The organism is Gordonia sp. YC-XJ4 (genome assembly GCF_059511865.1).
This window is the reverse complement of sequence record NZ_CM183447.1, coordinates 4,030,492-4,050,088: the sequence shown is the minus strand read 5'-3', so window position 1 is coordinate 4,050,088 and position 19,597 is coordinate 4,030,492. Positions and strand designations below refer to the sequence as shown.

Here is a 19,597-nt window from a genome sequence, read left to right as displayed (position 1 = left end):
CCGCGCCTCACGTCAGCGTGGCGATCTCGTGGCAACCGCACAGTGGATGCGGTAGCCAGGTGGTGCTCTCGATGCGCAGCGGCGCCGGGTGCAGTTGCAGGATCCGGTTCACCAGGTGCGGGGGATCGGGCGGCGCGGCAGTGCCCTCGGCGTCGGGGCTCGACGCGAGGGCTGCAGCGAGATGATCGACCTGCTCGTGGGCGAGTGCGGCAGTGGCACGGGCGATCGACGCCGAGGCGTGCCCGCTCGTCCCGGCGAGTTGCGCCGCGAGCAACGGCCACGCCGGATCGCGGTCGGCGCGGTGACGGTCGGCGCAGTTCAGGCAGCTCGACAGGCCGGGCAGCACCAGCGGACCGAGCAGGCCGGTCCCGTCGCGCAACCGGACCTGCAGGTGCGGGGTGCCCACGCGCATCAGACGTTCGGCCATCCACGGCTCGTGTACGACGTGGTCGGTGAGGACGACCAGATTGGGCAGCGCTATCGGTGACATCTGCACGGTCCCGGGCGCGGTCGGGGTGGGCCGGCGGACGCTGCGTGTGACGCTGTAGCCGGCGTCGGTCAGCGACGCCGACAACAGCGTGCTCAGCGGCCCGGACCCGTGCACACGAATGCGCAGCGCGCCGACGCGTCGCTGCGACGGTGGGCGGAGTGCTTTGCCCGCGGCGACGAGGCGGTCGAGGATCGCGTCGAACTCGGATCGGGTGAGCCCGGTGTCGACGAGATCGGAAAACACCTCGCCGCGGCTGCGCGGACCGGACAGCGACGCCAACAGGTCGGCCACCGCCCGGCCGGAGACCCGTGCGGGCAGTTCGAGCACCAACGCGGTGTGTGGGTCCGCGCCGATGTGTACCCGGTTGCCGGGCCGGATCAGGACCGCAGTTCCGTCGGCGAGGACCGGCATGCCCGTCGGTACTCGCGAACCGGTCGCCGGCCGGGACGTCCTGGCATCGGGGGTGGCGGGAGCAGGTGTCGCGGCGGCCGCTGTCATGTCGATCACCATGCCACCGACGACACCGCAGGCTCACGGTGTTATCCACAGGCGGTGTTATCCACAGGCGGTGGGGCCCGGCCCGGCTGTCGGTATCGGTACGAAGTCAGGACTTGTCGTCGCCGTCCTCGGACTTGTCGTCGGGCTTGACGTCCTTGGCTTTTCCGTCCCCGGCCTCTGTGTTGCCGCCTTCTGCATCCCCGGCCTCTGAACTTCCGGCCTCTGTACTTCCGGCCTCTGCGGCGAGGGACTTCTCGAGTTCGGCGATCGCCGAATCGATGTCGGAGGTGTCGCCGCCGATCACCCGGTCGATGAAGGCCGCCGGAGCATCGAGATCGGTGCCGTCGGGCAGCAGGTCGGGGTGCTCCCACACCTTGTCGCGGGTGGCCACGTCGGACGCCTCGAGCAGCGATCGCCACAATGCGGCTGCCTCGCGCAACTTACGGGGGCGCAGTTCGAGGCCGACGAGGGTGGCGAAGGTCTGCTCGGCCGGACCACCGCTGGCCCGCCTGCGGCGCATCGTCTCGGTCAACGCGGCGGTACTGGGGATGCGATCGGAGAGTGCTTGGGTGACAACGTTTTCCACCCAACCCTCGATGAGGGCGAGTAGTGTTTCGAGGCGTTCGAGTGCGGCCTTCTGTTCGGGGGTGGTGGTCGGTTCGAACGACGTCGAGGAGCTGATCAGTTCCTCGAGTTTGGACGGATCGGAGAACAACTCGGTGGGATCGATCCCCGCGGTCGCGTCGGTGATGCCGGAGAAGTCGATGCTGATTCCCCGCGCGTACTCCTCCACGGTGGCCAACAGGCGCTGGCGTAGCCACGGCACGTGGGTGAACAGCCGCATGTGCGCGGCCTCGCGCGCGGCGAGGAACACGATGATCTCCTGGGCCGGGAGATCGAGGCCGTCGGCGAAGGTCGCGATCGCCTCGGGCAACAGCACACCGACACCTTCGGGTGCCAGGGGCAATCCGATGTCGGTGGAGGTCAACACCTCCTTGGCCAACTGCCCCAGACCCTGACCGAGCTGTGTGCCGAAGGCCATGCCGCTCATCTGGGTCATCATGCCCATCATCGGTCCGGCGAACTGCGCGGCCTCGGCGGGCAGATTCTGCTCCCACGTCTTGGCCAGCTGCGCGGCAACGGGATTGCACAGGCCTTTCCAGGTCGGCATGGTCTCGTCGAGCCACTGCACCGGCGTCCATGCGACCGGCTTGCTGATGCCGGCCGGCAGCGTGGTGACGTCGTCGAGCCACACCTCGGCCAGGCGGACCGCATCGGCGACCGCCGAGGTCTCCTTGTCGAGGACGGGCGTGAAGTTGCCGATCTGCTGACGCGCGAGGTTGGCGGCGAGCTGGTAGTTGACCGGACCGCCGGCCGACGGACCGGTCATCGACGACCCCATCCCGCTCAGCATGCTGCCGAGCTGGCTGAACATCTGGCCCAGCGCCGACGGGTCGAGACCGGCGGACGGGTCGAATCCCTCGCCGCCGAGGGCGAACCCGAACGGGTTCTGGGCACCGAACGGGTTCTGGGCGCCACCGGGGCCGTCGTTGCCGGTCGGACCGTCGTCCTTGCGGCGGTCGTCCTTGCCGCTGTCGTCACCGGAGGACGAGAAACCGAAGGGCAAATCACTCATGCCTCCACGGTACCGCCAGCGCGTGGTCGCGACCCCCTCGATGATTTCGCCTTGAGCGTAGTTCGCGCAGGTCGGCTGCGCGTGGTCGACGTCGACGGCGGCACCCGGCCCTCGACCGGCCCTCGACCGTCCGCCGCATCGGTCTGTGCGGCGGCTGGATCGGACCCATGTCCTAGGGTGGTCGGAATGAAGGGGCCTACCTCGCGTCGCATCGTCACCGTGGCCGTGACCGTGCTGATCCTGCTGGCACTCGTCGTCGTGGGAACGACCGTTCAGGTGCCGTTCGTCGCGCTCGGGCCCGGGCCCACGGTCAACACCCTGGGCACCATCCAACTCGACAACCGCGAGGTGCCCGTCGTCGACATCAGCGGAGTGCCGACGCAGCACACCGACGGCAACCTGAACCTGACGACGGTGTCGGTGACCGACGGGCTGTCGCTGTTCCAGACGATCGGGATGTGGCTGTCGGGAACGTATTCGGTACAGCCGCGCGAGACCGTGTTCCCACCGAACCAGACCACCGAGCAGACCAATCAGCAGAACGTCGAGGACATGAGCAACTCGGAGACCACCGCCCAGGCGGCCGCGTTGCGATACCTCGATCGGCCCACCGAGCTCGTGGCGGCACTCGTCGCCCCGGACGGGCCGGCCTCGTCGGTGCTCCGGTCCGGCGACGCGATCGTGAAGGTCGGCGGCACCGAGGTCGCGACCACCGAAGACCTGCAGAAGGCGGTGCGCGCGCACAAGCCGGGCGATGAGATCGCCTTCGAGATCCGACGCGGCGGGGCCACCCAGACGGTCACCGTCAAGGCCGCTGCGCGTCCCGGCGAGCAGAACGTGGCCTACATCGGCGTCACCCCGGAGGTACGCAACGCCGACCCGAACCTCAAGATCACCTTCAACGTCGGGGACATCGGCGGCCCATCGGCCGGGTTGATGCTGACCCTCGCGGTGATCGATCGTCTCGGCAGCGGACAACTCACCCACGGCAAGTTCATCGCCGGGACCGGCACCATCGCCGACGACGGCGACGTCGGTCCGATCGGCGGCATCACCCACAAGACCCGTGCCGCACGCGATGCCGGGGCAACGGTCTTCCTCGTCCCCGACCAGAACTGCGCCGAGGCCGCCGGTGACGCCCCCGACGGACTGCAACTGGTCAAGGTCGAGTCGCTGGATTCCGCGGTCGACTCGCTTGACGCCCTCGCCGCGGGTAAGCCGGTGCCGCACTGCTGACGCCGGGAGCGACCCCCCCCGGGGGCGTCAGCCGTCGAGAGCCGCGGCCAACGCCTGCTGCAGATCGGCCGCCATATCAGGATGGGTCCGCAGCTCGCGCGCCTCGTCGGGATCGTCGGGTACCAGCTCGAGCAGGGCCAGACGGGTACCACCGCGCAACGCGCCGACAGCCAGCCGGGCCGCCCGCGCGTCGGGATGATCACGGGCCGCCGAGCGCAAGGTGGGCGCATCCGGTTCGGCGCCGCCGGCGGCCTCGGGTAGATCGAGACCGGCCTGGGGCGGCAGTACGACGATGTCGAGGACGACCGCCGCCCCCACCACCGGTTCCGGCCACGACGTGGTCGCGAGGAATTCCTCGAGCGCGGCGTACGGTTCGACGTCGTCGGTGTCGCCATCGTCGTCTGCGCGCGGGGCAATCGGCTCCTCGGCGAGCAGACTCAACGCCGAGTCGTCGTCGGGGTCGACGAGTTCGGGGTGCATCCGGGCCAGCACCGGCGTCGGAACCAGCGCGAAGACCGCGGGCAGGTGATCGGGTCCGTTCGGCACGAGGAAGTCGAGCGCTTCGCGTAGCGAACGGCCGAGGTCGTCGGGGGAGTAGCGGGTCGTGTCGGACATCGCGTCCATCATGCCCGGACGGTCGTCGACCGCGGCGCCCGCACCGCCCGAGTACCCACACTGCGGCGCCGGGATCGCCCCGCTGCCCGAACCCTGCGCCGCCCAGTACAGTGGGTGGCCACGCCGGAGGGACGGCACAGACGGTCGCCGGGCGCATGTCCGGATTGAGAACTTTGGAGAGTGGGTCAGGTGGGCGTTCGCGGGCCGGCAGGTTTGCCGACACTGTCGCGCAGGAGCAAGATCATCATCGGCATCGCGGTTGCGTTGCTGATCATCCTGCTGATCGGGCCGCGCATCGTCGGCCTCGTCACCGACTGGTTGTGGTTCTCCGATCTGGGCTACTCCGAGGTCTTCTCGACGATTCTGTGGACTCGAATCCTGCTGTTCGTGATCACCGCGGTGATCGTCGGCGGCATCGTCTTCGCCGCGATCGCGTTCGCCTATCGGTCGCGTCCGGTGTTCGTGCCCGCGTCGGGACCCGGTGATCCGCTCGCGCGCTATCGCGCCGCGGTGATGGGCCGGATTCGCTGGTTCGCCATCATCCCGCCGGTCCTCATCGGTGTGCTCTCCGGGCTCGTCGCACAGGGTTCGTGGGCGACGGTCCAGACCTTCTTGCACAGCACCGATTTCGGGGTGACCGATCCCCAGTTCGGCATCGACATCAGCTTCTACGCCTTCAAGCTGCCGTTCATCACCTTCGTCCTGAACTTCCTGTTCGTCATCGTCGTCATCGCGTTCGTGGCGAGTCTGATCACCCACTATGTCTTCGGCGGTATCCGTCTCGGCGGCGGCAGCGGATCGTTGACCGGGTCGGCCAGAATCCAGCTCGCGGCCCTGGCCGGGATCTTCTTGTTGCTCAAGGCAACTGCCTACTGGTTCGATCGGTACAGTCTGCTCTCCAGTGATCGAAAGCAGGAGATCTTCTCCGGTGCGAGTTATACCGACATCAACGCGGTGCTCCCGTCGAAGCTGATCCTCATGGCGATCGCGATCATCTGTGCTCTGGCGTTCTTCGCCGGTGTCGTTCTCAAGGATCTGCGTATTCCCGCGATCGCCACGGTGCTGATGTTGCTCGCGGCGTTGGTCATGGGTGTCGGATGGCCGCTGACGATGGAGCAGTTCTCGGTCAAGCCGAATGCGGCGCAGAAGGAAGCCGAGTACATCAGTCGCAACATCGCGGCGACGACACAGGCGTACGGCATCGTCGCCGGCAAGAACGTGGACTACCAGAACGATTGGGGCGCGACCGCGCCGAGTGCCGAGGCGGTCAACGCCGACGAGGCAACCCTGTCGAACATCCGCATCCTCGACCCCAATGTCATCGCCCCCACGTTCAACCAGCGTCAGTTCCTCAAGAACTTCTACGGCTTCCCCTCCCAGCTGGCCATCGACCGGTACAAGGTTGACGGTCAAGAACGTGACTTCATCGTCGCCGTCCGCGAACTCGACCCGACGAAATACGGTGACCAGCAGCAGAACTGGCTGAACAAGCACACCGTCTACACCCACGGCAACGGCTTCGTCGCCGCACCGGCCAATCAGGTCGACGAGGCCTCCGGTGACGCGACGTCGGGCAGTGACCGCGGGGGACTTCCCGTGTTCTATGTCAGCGACCTGCAGACCATCCGCGATCCCAACTATGCGGCGACCGCACCGATCAAGGTGAGCCAGCCGCGGATCTACTTCGGCGAGCTGATCTCCAACGTCTCGCCCGATTACGCGATCGTCGGCACCTCCGGTGGCGCGCGGGAGTACGACGAGGACAACAAGACCTACACCTACACTGCCGATTCCGGTGTCTCGCTGAGTAATTGGTTCGTGCGGGCGATGTACGCGGTCAAGTACACCGAACGCAACTTCCTGCTCTCCGACGCCATCAACAGCAACTCGCGGATTCTCTACAACCGTGACCCGCGCGACCGCGTCAAGCAGGTCGCGCCGTGGCTGACCGTCGATTCCAAGGCCTATCCCGCGGTGATGGCCGACGGTTCGATCAAGTGGATCGTCGACGGGTACACCACCCTCGACAACTATCCGTATTCGCAGCAGACGTCGTTGCAGGACGCGACGACCGATGCGCAAGAACTGATCAACAACCAGGCTCAGCGCAGCCAGGCGAACACGCAGGTGTCCTACGTGCGCAACTCGGTGAAGGCCACCGTCGACGCCTACACCGGCAAGGTCACCCTGTACCAGTTCGACAAGAACGACCCGGTGCTCAAGACGTGGATGAAGGTGTTCCCGGGAACCGTGCAACCGCGCTCGGAATTCGACAAGAACACCAGCCTGGCCTCACATGTCCGCTATCCCGAGGACCTGTTCAAGATCCAGCGCGAACTGCTCGCGAAGTATCACGTGACCGATCCGACGGCGTTCTTCCAGAACAACAACTTCTGGTCGGTGCCCCCGGATCCGAGTAACGAGGACAACGCCAACCGGCAGCTGAACCAACCGCCCTACTACTTCACCGCGCGCAATCCGCGCGGCGGCACCGGTTCGGACTCCCAATTCCAGCTGACGACGGTGTTCACCGGTTTCCGCGAGCGCAACCTCGCCTCTTACATGACGGTCTCGTCGGATCCCGGCTCCTATGGCCAGATCACCATGAAGGTGCTGCCCACCGATCGTCAGTCCGGTGTCGGCCCACAGCAGGCGCAGGACAACATGAACAACTACGGCGCCGTCCTCGGCGACCGAAAACAGTTGGAGGGCACCACCAAGGTGACCTACGGCAACCTGCTGACGCTTCCCGTCGGCGGGGGCGGAATCCTCTACGTCCAGCCGCTGTACACCCAGACCAACAACGGCGGCGGCATCCCCAAGTTGCACCGCGTGCTGATGTATTACAACGCCGCGGCGGGTAATCCGAAGGTCGGTTACGCAGCCACCGTTGCCGAGGCGCTGGCTCAGGTGGGTATCAGTCCGGAGGATGCGACCGCACCGCTCAACGGCGAGCCCAGCGGCAATCAGGCCGGCGCCGACCAACCGACCGTGCCGACGCCACAACCGAACCAGCCCTCCACGGGCAATGGTCAAACGGGCCAGTCGGGGAACAACCAGCAGCGGGATGCGGCCGTCGCGGCGATCGGTGATGCGCTCAACAAGCTGCGTCAAGCGCAGTCCAGCGGCGACTTCACCGCGTACGGTCAAGCGCTCGATCAGCTCAACAAGGCAGTTGCGCAATACGAGTCCCTCGGTGGCGGTAACTGACGTGGAGTCCATGAATGTGGTTGTGGTCACACGTTTTTCCGACCTGCAGGTATCGGGGCGGAGGCGATTTGCATCCGCGCCGAACCACCCTGTAACGTGGTGTTCACCAACGCGGGGTGGAGCAGCTCGGTAGCTCGCTGGGCTCATAACCCAGAGGTCGCAGGTTCAAATCCTGTCCCCGCTACCACGGAGATTCGGCCCCCGATCGCATCAGCGATCGGGGGCCGATTCGCATCTGCGCCCCCACCCCATCGAGAGCAGTCGAGTGCGGGCGGGCTTGATACGTTCGGGTTCACACAGACGAGCAAGAGGATGCGATGACTGGCGTGAGCAACGGTGTCCTCACCGACGGTGAACTGATCGCCCGCGCCGCGCACTGGTGCGCACACGACCCCGACGCGGCCACCCGGGCCGAACTCGGCGTCCTCATCACCGGTGCGAGGTCGCACGATCCGGAGGCTCTCGCCGAGTTGCGGTCGCGGTGTGCCGGTCCCCTCGAGTTCGGTACCGCGGGTCTGCGGGCGGCGGTGGGTGCCGGCGAATCCCGCATGAACACCGCCGTCGTCATCCGGGCCACCGCGGGGCTGGCCCGCTACCTGCTCGACGTCGTCGGACCCGACGCCGCAGTCGTCGTGGGTTGTGATGCGCGGCATGGTTCTTCACGATTCCGGACAGCCGCGCTGCAGGTGCTCTCCGGCGCCGGCCTGCGGGCCATCGCCCTGCCCGAGCAGTTGCCGACACCGATCACGGCGTACGCGGTGCGCGCGCTCGACGCCGACGCCGGGATCATGATCACCGCGTCACACAACCCGCCCACCGACAACGGCTACAAGGTGTACCTGGGTGGACGGGCGACCGACGCCGACGGAGCGGGGGTGCAGATCGTGCCGCCGGCCGACGCCGAGATCGCGTCGCGGATCGCCGACAGTCCGGTGGCCGACGAGGTACCGCGCTCCGACGACCGGATCACCGGCGCCGATCCTGAGCTGCTGCATGGCTACATCGCCCGCACGGCCGGTCTTCGCCGGCGTGCCGAGCCGTCACCGGTGCGCGTGGTCCTGACCGCGATGCACGGCGTCGGCGGCTCCACGGCGATGCAGGTCCTGCGGGCCGCCGGCATCGGCGACGTCCACCCCGTGCCGGCGCAGTTCCTCCCGGACCCGGACTTCCCGACCGTGGCGTTCCCGAACCCAGAGGAACCCGGCGCCATCGATCTCGCGATCGCCCACGCCCGGGAGGTCGACGCCGACGTCGTCATCGCGCTCGATCCCGACGCCGACCGCTGTTCGGTCGCGACGAGCCGCGACGGACTCTGGCGGCAGCTGTCCGGCGACGAGATCGGTGCGCTGCTCGGCGAGCAGGCCGCCGCCGACGATTCCCGGCCCGGCGACACCCTGGCGTGTTCGATCGTGTCCAGCAGGCTGCTGGGCCGCATCGCCGCCGCGCATGGTCTGCGATTCGCGCAGACCCTCACCGGCTTCAAGTGGATCGCGCGCACCCCCGGCCTGCGATTCGGCTACGAGGAAGCGATCGGATACTGCACCGACCCCGACGCGGTGCACGACAAGGACGGAATCGCTGCCGCCGTCCGCATGATCACCCTGGTCGAGGATCTCGCCGCGACCGGTGCGGTTCTGGAGGACCAGCTCGACCACCTGGCTCATGTGCACGGGCTCCACAGCACCTCGGCCATCAGCGTGCGCGTCGAGAATCCCGCGGTGATCGAGGCCACGATGACAAGGCTGCGGTCGGCCCGGGCGGATCGACTGGTCGGGGAGGCGATCGTCGAGTTCCGCGATCTCGCACGTGGTGGGGATGACCTCCCGCCGACCGACGCCCTCCTGTTCCGGACCGCCGCCGACGATCGCGTCATCGTCCGGCCGTCGGGTACCGAACCCAAGCTCAAGTGCTATCTCGAGGTGGTCATTCCGGCCGACGATGTGCGTACCGCAGGGGTGCGGGCGGCACGGGCCACGGCGCAGGCACGCCTGGGCGACCTCGCCACCGAACTCACCTCGCTTCTGGGGCTCTGACCCGCACGGCGAGGCCGGCGGCCGGACCCGCGGTGCCGCCGCGCCCGCTGCGGGTCGGGTACCGAGATGGGCGTTCTCCGTGTCGCATAATCAGACGACATAAACCTCCGAATAAGCACGGAATATCGACGTCGCGGTGTTCCAAGACGGAAAAATCTCGATTTTCTTTACATGTGACAATTATTTATTGATGCTCGCCGGAAAACGCTCGATTCGGCGCCCGGATACGGAGCACTAATGCCGTACGGTGCTATTGTTCGTTTTGTATTCAGCAACGCAGTACTACGAGGGGGCTCTATCCGATGGCACGTCGAACCGTTGTTACATTCGTCGATGATCTCGATGGAAAAGAACTGAAGGAAGCTGTCACAATCACCTTCAGTGTCGACAACAAAGCCTATGAATTCGATACGTCGCCGGCGCACGCCAAGCAATTCCGGCAGGATCTCGAACAATATGTGACGGCCTCACGCTCGGCCGGTAGCCGCCGGTCGAAGGCGGCCCGAAGTGCACGTTCGTCTCGCGATCTGAAGGCCGTGCGCGACTGGGCGCGCGTCAACGGGTACGACATCAGTGATCGCGGACGTATCGCAACGGAGATCATCGAGGCGTACCAGGCCGCGAACTGAGGGTCGAAACTCGTTCCGACGCCTGATGTGCCCGACGCGTAGTGTCGGGGCATGGCCGACGACTTTCCGAATACCGACAGGTCCATCCGAGACCACATCACCGAGCTGATCGGGGAGGAGCACGAGTTGCGTGAGCGACTCGAGCGCGGAGATATCAGCAAGGGTGAAGAAAATGCGCGACTGCGCGCACTCGAGGTGGACCTCGATCAATGCTGGGATCTGCTGCGGCAGCGTCAGGCACGCCGGCGTGCCGGGCAGAATCCCGACGACGCGTCGGCCCGTCCAGCCGACGTCGTCGAGAACTATCTGGAGTGATCTCGGGTCCTGGATCCACCTTGCATCGCCGAGACCCGATGCCCACCGAACCCACCCGATCGGACATGCTGACCTGCCCGAACGGGTGGGTTCGCCACACCGTTCGGCGCGATCTGCCGACCGGTCGGCGCAGGTGTGGCCAACCCCTCGCGCCCACGTGTGAGGCTGATTACCCTCGAATCGGCAGCGTGGCGGGTCACCCGACCTCTCTGCCGCGACATCGATCGACGTGAGGACGGCAGTGGCCAGCAACAGCGACGCGCGCAGCTTCGGATCAGACAGCTACGACAAGGCATTTCGCGACAGCATCGAGGACCGGGAGTCGTTCTGGCTCACCGCCGCCGCCGAGATCGAGTGGTCGGTGCCGCCGACGGTGGCGCTCGATGACTCACACGCCCCGATCTATCGCTGGTTCCCCGACGGCACCCTGAACACCTGTTTCAACTCCCTCGATCGCCACGTCGCCGCCGGTCACGGCGATCGGATGGCGCTCATCTGGGATTCGGCCATGGTCGGTGAGGTGCGGCGCTACACCTATGCCGAGCTCCTCGACGAGGTGTCGCGTTTCGCCGGGGTACTCGGCGCGGCAGGCGTCGCGGCGGGCGACCGTGTCGTCATCTACCTTCCGATGATTCCCGAGGCCGCGATCGCGATGTTGGCGTGCGCCCGTATCGGCGCCGTCCACTCGGTGGTCTTCGGCGGATTCGCCGCACCCGAACTCGCCACCCGGATCGACGACGCCGAGCCGGTGGCGATCGTCACCGCGTCCGGCGGTCTCGAACCCGGCCGCGTCGTGGAATATCTGCCGATGGTGCACAAGGCGCTCGAACTCGCCGCCAAGCCCCCGACCACCGTGATCGTCAAGAACCGCGACGAGGTCCCCGGCTCGGCCGCCGACCACGACGGCTGGCTCGACTGGGACGACGAGATCGCCGACGCCATGCCGGCGGCACCGGTGACGGTCGCGGCCACCGACCCGCTCTACATCCTCTACACCTCGGGAACCACCGGGAAACCCAAGGGCGTCGTCCGCGACAACGGTGGGCATGCCGTCGCGCTGGCCTGGTCGATGCCCAACATCTACGACATCCACCCCGGTGACGTCTGGTGGACCGCGTCCGACGTCGGATGGGTCGTCGGCCACTCCTACATCGTCTACGGTCCGCTGCTGATCGGCGCGACGACGATCATGTACGAGGGCAAGCCGGTCGGCACGCCCGACGCCGGTGCGTTCTGGCGCGTCATCTCCGAACACCGTGCCAAGGCGCTGTTCACCGCACCGACCGCGATCCGCGCCATCCGCAAGGCCGACCCCGATGCCGCGCTACTCGCCCAATACGACGTCTCCTCGCTGCAGACCCTGTTCGCCGCCGGCGAGCGCCTCGACCCCGACACCTTCGAGTGGGCGGGACAGATCCTCGGGATCCCGGTCGTCGACCACTGGTGGCAGACCGAGACCGGCTGGGCGATAGCAGCCAATCTCCGTGGGCTCCAACCCATGCCGATCAAGGCCGGCTCGCCGACCGTGCCGGTACCGGGGTACCGCGTCGGCGTCGTCGACGCCGAGGGCGCCGCGGTCGCGCCCGGCACCGAGGGCAACATCGTCATCGAACTCCCGCTGCCGCCGGGAACCCTCGCCGGATTGTGGCGCGACGAAGAGCGTTACCGCAGTTCCTATCTCAAGGCCTTCCCCGGGTACTACCTGACCGGCGACTCCGGATACGTCGACGCCGACGGCTACGTGTTCGTCCTCGGCCGCTCCGACGACGTCATCAACGTCGCCGGACACCGGTTGTCCACCGGCAGTATCGAGGCGGTCGTCGCCGCGCATCCGGCGGTCGCCGAATGCGCGGTCATCGGCATCCACGACGACCTCAAGGGGCAGCGGCCGAGCGGGTACGTGGTCCTCAAGTCGGGAGTCGAGATCGAGCCCGACACCCTGCGCGCCGAGCTGGTCGCCATGGTGCGCAACGAGATCGGGGCCGTCGCGACCTTCCGCGACGTCACCGTGGTGCCGGCGCTGCCGAAGACCCGCTCGGGCAAGATCCTGCGAAAGACCATGCGCCAGATCGCCGATCACGAGGACTACACGGTGCCCTCGACCATCGAGGACCCGGACGTGTTGGCGGCGTTGGCGCGTCAGCTCGGTGGCTGAGCCCCTGGATCGTTCGGCGTCCGGGTGCGGTGAGGTTGGGCTAGGGTGAGCGGGTGGCTCCCGACAGCGCCCGCCCGCCACTGTTCGTCTGGAACTGGCTGCCGGCCGTGGCCGCACTCGTGGCGGGTATCCCGGCGATCGTCGTGACGGCACTGGTCGACGTGGGCGCCGGCGCTGCCCTGGCGGTCGGCATGATCCCGGCGCTGGTGGTGGGCGTACCGCATGCCCGACGCTCCCGGCTCGTGATCGTGGCAGCCGGACTGGTTCTCGGGGTCCCGATCATCCTCGGTTCCGCTGTCGCTCCCTTCCCGGTCCTCGCCGTGGCGGTGATGGCGGTGTTGCCGGTGCTGGCCGTGTGGTCGGCGCCCGCACTGCGACGTCCGCGACTGTCGATGCTGCTGACGATCATGGCGCCACCGCTGATCGGGGTGGGCCTGAGCTCCGACGGTGTGGCCGTCGGCCTGCGGATCACCGGACTGTTCCTCCTCGGTGGCCTCGCCGCGTTCGTCGTCGCCGTCGTCATCCCGGAGCGTCTCGTCCCGGACGGGCCCGGCGGTGGGCCGGGGCCGCGGGTGCCGGGGATGCAGTATGGCCTGCTCGTCGGTGTGGTGGGGGCGATCACCGCGGGCATCGGATTCGCCTCCGGCTTCGATCACGTCGGATGGGCCTGCGCGGCAGCGCTTCTGGTCATGAGGCCGGATGCTGATCTGCAACTGTGGCGGACCGCCGGGCGTTTCGTGTCAGTGGTGACCGGCGGTGCGGCCGCCGTCGTACTCGTCGACCATGCCCCTGCCTGGTCGCTGGCGATCGTGGTCGGGGTGGTGCTCGCCGCGGCGGCGGGCACCCGCGGCAGCCGATGGTACATTCTGCCGACCTTCACCACCTTTCTGGTCATCCTCATGCTCGGTGCGGCGACCACCGGAACCGCACCCGGACGCTTCGGTGAGCGCGTCGGCGAGACGCTTCTCGGTCTCGCGGTCGCGGCGGTGGTCGGTGTGGGTGTTCCGCTCCTGCGCCGACGCCTGCACCCGGATTCGACGGACGTCGAGTAGCATCGGCCGCGGGTGATGGATCTCGCCCGGGCCGCGCCGGCCCGAACCGCCGACAAGGCTGATGGCTCCTGTTCCGATTGCCGGAAAGGAGTTCTGTCATGGGCGCACCCCCACACCCCGAACCGACCTCGAATCCACCAGCTCCTCGTCCCGTCGACCCCGACAGCCCGGCTCCACGGCCCCTGCATCTGCAGCCGGGAGCGCTCGCGCTGGTCTTTCTCGGCGGTATTGCCGGTACCGGGATGCGTTACCTGCTCGAGGAGTTGTTCCCGGCCCACGGAACCGGTTGGCCGTGGGCCACATTCGGCATCAACCTCAGCGGTTCCCTCGTCTTGGGCGCGCTGCTCGAGGTACTCGCCCTGGCCGGGCCGGACGAGGGATGGCGACGACGCGTTCGGGTGCTCGTCGGCACCGGATTCTGCGGTTCGTACACCACCTATAGCTCCTTCGCCCTGGAAACCGCTCAACTCGGACACCACGGCGCGCCGGGCACCGCGATCGCGTACGCAGCAGTCAGCGTGGTCGGCGGAATCCTGTGCGCCTGGGCCGGTATCGCGCTCGCCGGTGCCGCTCTACGGGGCCGGGGAGGTGAGGTCGCATGACGGTGATCGCGATCCTGCTGGCGGGTGCCCTCGGCGCGGTCGCCCGGTTCGTCGTCGACGGCAACATCAAACGATGGCGATCGACGACGTTTCCGTGGGCCACGGTCGTCATCAACGTGACCGGGTCGTTGGTGTTGGGAATGCTCGCCGGGCTGGTGATCTCGCACGGGGCGCCGACCGGGTTGCAAGCCGTCGTCGGGACCGGATTCTGTGGCGGATACACGACATTCAGCACCGCATCGGTGGAGACGATTCGGCTCGCCCAGCAGCGGCACGGAATGCTCGCGATGGCCAACGCGGTCGGCTCGGTGGTCGCCTCGGTGACCGCATGTGCAGCCGGGCTGGCCCTGATGTGGGCGATCTGAGGAGCGCGATGAGCAACAACGACCGAAACCGCTATTCCCACCACCGAGGTTCCCACAACCGAGGTTCCCACAACCGAAATTCCGAGGACCGAGGTTCCGAGGACACCGGGCCGCTGCGTCGACGACGTCACGGGCCCACGCCGTCGGTGACCGCACGAACCGCGCTGGTCGGCGGCCGACCTGCTCGCAGCGGTCGCCGACGAGTATTCGGCACTGCTCGTGGCGATCGGCAGCCCGCGCGGGGGACTGATGTCGGTGCTCGATTCGGCGCTCGGACAATCCGTCGCGCACCGGATGATCGGCCGGCGCGAGGTACCGCTGCTCGTGGTCCCCGCCGACACCGAGGTCGGCGAACCGCAGGATTGAAGGAGTGCCCATGACCACCACCATCGACGTGCCGACGCTGTATCGGGACCTGCACCGCCACCCCGAACTCGCCTTCACCGAGACACGCACGGCCGCTATCGCCGCCGCCCACCTGCGCGCCGCGGGGTACGTGGTGGCCGAGGGGATCGGCGGAACCGGGGTCGTCGGAGTACTGACACGCGGAGCGGGCCCGACGGTTCTGTTGCGCGCCGACATGGACGCCCTGCCCGTGCAGGAACAGACCGGACTCGACTACGCCAGCACCGCGGTCGGCACCCACGCCGACGGGACGAGCACCCCGTTGATGCACGCCTGCGGCCATGACGTCCACACCAGTTGCCTGATCGGCGCGGCCTACGACCTCGCCGCCGACGCCACGTGGCGCGGATGTCTGATCCTGGTGTTCCAACCCGCAGAAGAGCTCGGCAGCGGGGCGCGCGCCATGGTCGACGACGACCTCTTCGGCCGATTCGGCACGCCGGATGTGGTTCTCGGACAACATGTCGCGCCGCTGCCGGCCGGGCTGCTCGGTGTTCACGACGGGGTCTCGTTTGCCGCGGCCGACAGCGTGTCGGTGGTGTTGCACGGCGTCGGCGGGCACGGCTCACGCCCGGAGACGACGATCGACCCGGTCGTCATGGCGTCCTCCTTGGTCATGCGTCTGCAGACCATCGTGTCGAGGACCCTGCCGCCCACGGAGACCGCGGTGGTGACGGTCGGATCGCTGCACGCGGGCACAGCTCCCAACATCATCGCCGACCGCGCCGAACTCGCGGTGAGCGTACGCAGTTTCGACCCGGACGTACGCGAGACCGTCCTCGAACGCATTCGCGTTCTCGCGCAAGCGGAGACGATGGCTGCCGGCGGCCGTCGTGACCCGGAGATCCGGATCGCCGAGTCGTTCCCGGCGCTGGTCAACGATCCCGGCGCGTGTGACACGGTACGGAAGGCGTTCTCGGACGTTCCCGGGGTGATGGTGGTCGATCCCGGAGTGGTGACCGGCAGCGAGGACGTCGGTCACTTCGCCCATGCGGCCGACGCGCCCTGTGCGTACTGGCTGCTGGGCGGCGCCGATCCGGCGTTGTTCGCCGGTGCCGGCAGCGTCGAGGAGATCGCGGCGGTGGTCGCCGGGCTGCCGTCCAATCACTCGCCGCAATTCGCACCGGTGATCCAACCGACCCTCTCGCACGGGGTCAGCGCACTCGTCGCCGCAGCCCTCGCATGGCTGCGGCCCACCACCTGACCGCCCGGCAGTTGCGGGAAGCCCGCAGGGCAGGAACTCGTGAGGTCAGGAAACCGCTGGGCAGGTGTGAGGCGATCTGGGAGCATGGCGACATGGAGATCACCACCGAAGAACAGTTGCGCGCGATCGTCGGTCATCCCATCGAGATGGTGGTCAAGAAGGTCAAGTCCGCGCTCGAGCCGGTGCACGTCGAGTGGCTGGCAGCCTCGCCGATGCTGTTCGTGGCCACCTCCGACGAGCAGGGCCGGATGGACGTCTCACCCAAGGGTGATCCGCCCGGCAAGGTGGTGCACGTCCTCGACGAGCACACCATCGTCATCCCCGAACGTCCCGGCAACAAACGCGTCGACGGTTACCTCAACATCCTGCGCAATCCGCACGTGGGAACCATCGCCATCATCCCGGGACGCGGGGACACGTTGCGGGTCAACGGGACCGCACGCATCGTCGACGGCGCCGACGACGACAGCGGCGGCACCTATTTCGATGAGCTCGCCGTCAAGGGTCGCCGACCGATCCTGGCGCTGGAGATCACCGTGGAGGAGGTGTTCTTCCACTGCGCCAAGGCTTTCCTGCGGTCGGATCTGTGGCGGCCGGAGACGTGGCATCCCGACGACCTGCCGAGCACCGCGCAGATGACCAAGAAACTCATGCCCGAACTCGACGAGGTGGCCCTGCAGGAGCGCTATGCCGAGAGCAATTACCGAAAGTTGTTGTACTGAGCGCATTCCCGGGATTCTTCACCGGTATCCGGGAGCACGGGGTGTACGGTCCGAGCGCGCGGTGCGCAGCAGTGGCAGAGCCCGATAGGGCACGATCTCCGACAGCACGACGATGCTGATGGAGCGCGCGACCGACGGTGACCGGCCGATCTCGAGCAAGGTCTCCTGCAAATCCTTGTGCGAGGCGGCCGCGACCCGGCACAGCACATCACTGGCACCGGTGGTGGCGAACGCCTCGAGTACACCGGGAATCGCCGACAACGCCGCGGTGACGGTACTCAGCTCACCCTGCACCGTTTCGAGCTGGACGAAGCACTGGACGTCGAAACCGGCGGCCGCGACATCGAGATGCGGGTGATATCCGGCGATGATCCCGGCGTCCTCGAGCTTCGCCAGGCGGGACTGCACGGTGGCGCGCGCCACCCGGATCCGCCGCGACGTTTCGAGAACCCCGATCTGCGGGTCCCGATGCAGCGACTCGAGCAGCGCGAAATCGATGTCGTCGAGCTGAACTCCGTCCATTGCGTGCCCTTCCAGCTGGTCGAGATGACCAGTTGCGGCCAGTCTAGGGGTCGTCGACCGCTCAGGCAGTGGTTCGCATGAGGTAGCGCCAGGGCGTGATCTCGGTGCTCAGCGGCATCGGCACGACGACCACCGTCGGCACATCGCGGCCCGCGGCGGCGGTGATCGCCGCTTCGAGCTCCTCCGGTGACTCGGCCCGAACCCCTTGTGCGCCATACGCGGTGGCGACGGCGGCGAAATCGGGATTGTGCAGATCCGCGCCGACGGCGTGGCCGTAGCGGCGGATCTGATCGGCCTTGACGTTGCCGAAGGCCGCGTTGTCGAAGACGACCACCACGACGCCGAGCCGATACTGGACCGCGGTGGCCAGCTCGGCGATCGCGAACTGGAAGCCACCGTCACCGGTCACCGAGACGACCACGGAATCACGATGAGCCGCCTTGACTCCCAAAGCCGTGGGAAAGCCGTACCCCAGGGTGCTCTGGTGCCCGGTGGTGATGAAGTGGCGGGGCGCGCCGACCGGAAAGCCGAAGCACGCGGCGAAACCCATCTGCGACACCTCGTCGACGAGATAACCGTCGGTGGGTACCGCTCGCCGGATCGCCGCGAGATGATCGGCGTGTGGCTGCAGCCACTCGGTGATCTCACTGCGCGTCCGGCGTTTGATCGCGGCGAATTCGGTTGTGCGGTCGACTCGTTGCCGCCCGCCGGCATTCAGGCGGTCGACCAGATCGGCGGTCGCGTCCCGGGCGTCGGCGGTGATCGCCACCGTCGGATGCAGCCGGGTGTGGACGGCCGGATCGATGTCGATGACCACGCGGGGAACGTCGACGTCCGGGGTCGGCCAGCGGAACCAGAGCAGCTCGGCGCGGGACCCGACGATGATCACCAGATCGGTGTCGGGCCAGCGGGCGAGGCCGTCGGCACAGGTGAAGCCGTAGGGTGACGAGTCGCCGACGACGCCCTTGCCGCCGCGGAAGGCCACCACCGGCGCGCCACAGGTCTCGGCCAGCGCCCGTACCTGCGGGCCGGCCTCCCGGGCGCCGCCACCGACGAGGATCATCGGCGCGCGTGCCGTGGCGATGAGTGCGGCTGCGGCGTCGATGTCGCGCGAATCGACTGCAGGACGGGAGATCTCGAGCGGAGCCACATCGTCGACGCGTACCTGCCGGGGTAGCACGTCCCACGGTGTGGCGATTGCCGTCGGGCCCGGCCGGCCCTGGAGCGCTGTCCGAATCGATACCGCCAGAACGGTTGCGGCGTTCTCGGGATCGAGCAGCAGCTCGGCGTGTTTGGTGACGCCGCGCAGGGTGGCGAGTTGATCGGGCATCTCGTGGACGTGGCCGAAACCCCGTCCGAGGTAGTCCGAGGGGATCTCGCCGGTGAGGGCGAGTACCGGTGTGCTGGTGCCCATCGCGGTGAGCAGGCCGGCCGAGGCGTTGAGGATTCCGGGCCCGGGCACCACCGAGCACACCCCGAGGCGTCCGGTGGACTGTGCATACCCCAATGCCATGTAGGCGCAAGTCTGCTCGTGACGCGGCGTGATCAGGTCGATGGTGTCCGAGGCGTTGCCGAGCGCCTCGAACAACGGGTAGGTCTGGACCCCGGGGATGCCGAACACTGTGTCGACGCCGTGTGCGACGAGCCCGTCGACGAGTACCTCCGCAGTGGTGCGCGGGGTGGCGATCGGGTGTCGCGTCTCGGTGATCGGGTGGCTGCTCGGTGCGGTGATGGTCATCGGTGGCGTCCTTCCGCTCGAACCCTGATGCGCTGGAGACAGATGCGCTGGAGACAGATGTGCTGCAGACAGATGTGCTGCAGACAACGGTGTGTTCGAGGTAACAACGCCACGTGGAGGCGGTCAACAGTGGTGGCGACAACTGGCGATCCTGTGCAGATCGAGCAGCA

At 67.6% G+C, this 19,597-nt stretch carries 17 protein-coding genes, 1 tRNA gene and 1 riboswitch; of the genes, 13 read left to right on the top strand and 5 right to left on the bottom strand.

Going from position 1 to position 19,597, the window contains the following annotated elements; translation table 11 throughout:
* Window positions 1-7: 7 nt before the first annotated feature.
* The gene (locus AC5ZH6_RS18140; RefSeq protein ID WP_244421231.1) at window positions 8-988 is read right to left on the bottom strand and encodes a hypothetical protein; all 981 of its coding nucleotides are present in this window, start codon (window positions 986-988) and stop codon (window positions 8-10) included.
* A 106-nt stretch (window positions 989-1,094) separates the two neighbouring features.
* Window positions 1,095-2,624: a zinc-dependent metalloprotease gene (locus tag AC5ZH6_RS18135; RefSeq protein ID WP_006372916.1), complete on the bottom strand. Its 1,530-nt coding sequence runs from the start codon at window positions 2,622-2,624 to the stop codon at window positions 1,095-1,097.
* A gap of 186 nt (window positions 2,625-2,810) precedes the next feature.
* On the opposite strand from AC5ZH6_RS18135, the gene AC5ZH6_RS18130 reads away from it, so the two are divergent.
* Window positions 2,811-3,860: a YlbL family protein gene (locus AC5ZH6_RS18130; protein WP_006372915.1), complete on the top strand. Its 1,050-nt coding sequence runs from the start codon at window positions 2,811-2,813 to the stop codon at window positions 3,858-3,860.
* Window positions 3,861-3,887: 27 nt separating this feature from the next.
* Here AC5ZH6_RS18130 and AC5ZH6_RS18125 read toward each other — a convergent pair whose 3' ends face one another.
* Window positions 3,888-4,475 carry a PPA1309 family protein gene (locus AC5ZH6_RS18125; RefSeq protein ID WP_244421230.1) on the bottom strand — a complete coding sequence of 196 codons (588 nt, stop codon included), beginning with the start codon at window positions 4,473-4,475 and terminating at the stop codon, window positions 3,888-3,890.
* Window positions 4,476-4,664: 189 nt separating this feature from the next.
* Here AC5ZH6_RS18125 and AC5ZH6_RS18120 point away from each other — a divergent pair, with 189 nt between their 5' ends.
* The 12 genes from AC5ZH6_RS18120 (at window position 4,665) to AC5ZH6_RS18065 (ending at window position 17,167) form a co-directional block, all read left to right on the top strand.
* On the top strand, window positions 4,665-7,685 hold the full coding sequence (locus tag AC5ZH6_RS18120; protein WP_006372913.1) for a UPF0182 family protein: 3,021 nt from the start codon (window positions 4,665-4,667) through the stop codon (window positions 7,683-7,685).
* Window positions 7,686-7,795: 110 nt separating this feature from the next.
* Window positions 7,796-7,872: transfer RNA gene (locus AC5ZH6_RS18115), tRNA-Met, on the top strand.
* A gap of 130 nt (window positions 7,873-8,002) precedes the next feature.
* Complete coding sequence (locus AC5ZH6_RS18110; RefSeq protein WP_006372911.1) at window positions 8,003-9,718, top strand: phospho-sugar mutase; 1,716 nt, start codon at window positions 8,003-8,005, stop codon at window positions 9,716-9,718.
* A gap of 302 nt (window positions 9,719-10,020) precedes the next feature.
* Window positions 10,021-10,347 carry a histone-like nucleoid-structuring protein Lsr2 gene (locus tag AC5ZH6_RS18105; RefSeq protein ID WP_006372910.1) on the top strand — a complete coding sequence of 109 codons (327 nt, stop codon included), beginning with the start codon at window positions 10,021-10,023 and terminating at the stop codon, window positions 10,345-10,347.
* 51 nt (window positions 10,348-10,398) lie between these two features.
* Window positions 10,399-10,662, top strand: coding sequence for a DUF2630 family protein (locus tag AC5ZH6_RS18100; protein WP_006372908.1), 264 nt, complete (start codon window positions 10,399-10,401; stop codon window positions 10,660-10,662).
* Between the two features lie 241 nt (window positions 10,663-10,903).
* Window positions 10,904-12,817, top strand: a complete 1,914-nt coding sequence (locus AC5ZH6_RS18095; RefSeq protein WP_006372907.1) for a propionyl-CoA synthetase — start codon at window positions 10,904-10,906, stop codon at window positions 12,815-12,817.
* Window positions 12,818-12,870: 53 nt separating this feature from the next.
* A complete protein-coding gene (locus AC5ZH6_RS18090) occupies window positions 12,871-13,869 on the top strand; it encodes an FUSC family protein (RefSeq protein ID WP_006372905.1) in 999 nt (332 codons plus the stop codon).
* A 2-nt stretch (window positions 13,870-13,871) separates the two neighbouring features.
* Window positions 13,872-13,947: riboswitch (Fluoride riboswitch) on the top strand.
* 20 nt (window positions 13,948-13,967) lie between these two features.
* Window positions 13,968-14,471, top strand: coding sequence for a fluoride efflux transporter CrcB (crcB, locus tag AC5ZH6_RS18085; RefSeq protein ID WP_006372904.1), 504 nt, complete (start codon window positions 13,968-13,970; stop codon window positions 14,469-14,471).
* A complete protein-coding gene (gene crcB / locus AC5ZH6_RS18080) occupies window positions 14,468-14,836 on the top strand; it encodes a fluoride efflux transporter CrcB (RefSeq protein ID WP_006372903.1) in 369 nt (122 codons plus the stop codon). The genes crcB (AC5ZH6_RS18085) and crcB (AC5ZH6_RS18080) overlap by 4 nt, the downstream gene beginning before the upstream one ends.
* Window positions 14,837-15,055: 219 nt before the next feature.
* Window positions 15,056-15,202, top strand: coding sequence for a hypothetical protein (locus AC5ZH6_RS18075; protein WP_020170594.1), 147 nt, complete (start codon window positions 15,056-15,058; stop codon window positions 15,200-15,202).
* Window positions 15,203-15,212: 10 nt separating this feature from the next.
* Complete coding sequence (locus AC5ZH6_RS18070; protein ID WP_020170595.1) at window positions 15,213-16,445, top strand: amidohydrolase; 1,233 nt, start codon at window positions 15,213-15,215, stop codon at window positions 16,443-16,445.
* Between the two features lie 92 nt (window positions 16,446-16,537).
* A complete protein-coding gene (locus AC5ZH6_RS18065) occupies window positions 16,538-17,167 on the top strand; it encodes a pyridoxamine 5'-phosphate oxidase family protein (protein ID WP_006372901.1) in 630 nt (209 codons plus the stop codon).
* 18 nt (window positions 17,168-17,185) lie between these two features.
* Here the strand turns inward: AC5ZH6_RS18065 and AC5ZH6_RS18060 are convergent, their stop codons facing one another.
* Complete coding sequence (locus AC5ZH6_RS18060) at window positions 17,186-17,689, bottom strand: Lrp/AsnC family transcriptional regulator (RefSeq protein ID WP_006372900.1); 504 nt, start codon at window positions 17,687-17,689, stop codon at window positions 17,186-17,188.
* 61 nt (window positions 17,690-17,750) lie between these two features.
* Window positions 17,751-19,427, bottom strand: a complete 1,677-nt coding sequence (locus tag AC5ZH6_RS18055; protein ID WP_006372899.1) for a thiamine pyrophosphate-dependent enzyme — start codon at window positions 19,425-19,427, stop codon at window positions 17,751-17,753.
* Between the last annotated feature and the right edge of the window lie 170 nt (window positions 19,428-19,597).

Coding starts and splice junctions, on each gene's coding strand:
- AC5ZH6_RS18105 (WP_006372910.1), top strand. CDS start 10,021: ATGGCACGTCGAACCGTTGTTACATTCGTCGATGATCTCGATGGAAAA.
- AC5ZH6_RS18100 (WP_006372908.1), top strand. CDS start 10,399: ATGGCCGACGACTTTCCGAATACCGACAGGTCCATCCGAGACCACATC.
- AC5ZH6_RS18140 (WP_244421231.1), bottom strand. CDS start 988: ATGACAGCGGCCGCCGCGACACCTGCTCCCGCCACCCCCGATGCCAGG.
- AC5ZH6_RS18055 (WP_006372899.1), bottom strand. CDS start 19,427: ATGACCATCACCGCACCGAGCAGCCACCCGATCACCGAGACGCGACAC.
- AC5ZH6_RS18065 (WP_006372901.1), top strand. CDS start 16,538: ATGGAGATCACCACCGAAGAACAGTTGCGCGCGATCGTCGGTCATCCC.
- crcB (WP_006372904.1), top strand. CDS start 13,968: ATGGGCGCACCCCCACACCCCGAACCGACCTCGAATCCACCAGCTCCT.
- AC5ZH6_RS18060 (WP_006372900.1), bottom strand. CDS start 17,689: ATGGACGGAGTTCAGCTCGACGACATCGATTTCGCGCTGCTCGAGTCG.
- AC5ZH6_RS18130 (WP_006372915.1), top strand. CDS start 2,811: ATGAAGGGGCCTACCTCGCGTCGCATCGTCACCGTGGCCGTGACCGTG.
- crcB (WP_006372903.1), top strand. CDS start 14,468: ATGACGGTGATCGCGATCCTGCTGGCGGGTGCCCTCGGCGCGGTCGCC.
- AC5ZH6_RS18125 (WP_244421230.1), bottom strand. CDS start 4,475: ATGTCCGACACGACCCGCTACTCCCCCGACGACCTCGGCCGTTCGCTA.
- AC5ZH6_RS18110 (WP_006372911.1), top strand. CDS start 8,003: ATGACTGGCGTGAGCAACGGTGTCCTCACCGACGGTGAACTGATCGCC.
- AC5ZH6_RS18135 (WP_006372916.1), bottom strand. CDS start 2,624: ATGAGTGATTTGCCCTTCGGTTTCTCGTCCTCCGGTGACGACAGCGGC.
- AC5ZH6_RS18070 (WP_020170595.1), top strand. CDS start 15,213: ATGACCACCACCATCGACGTGCCGACGCTGTATCGGGACCTGCACCGC.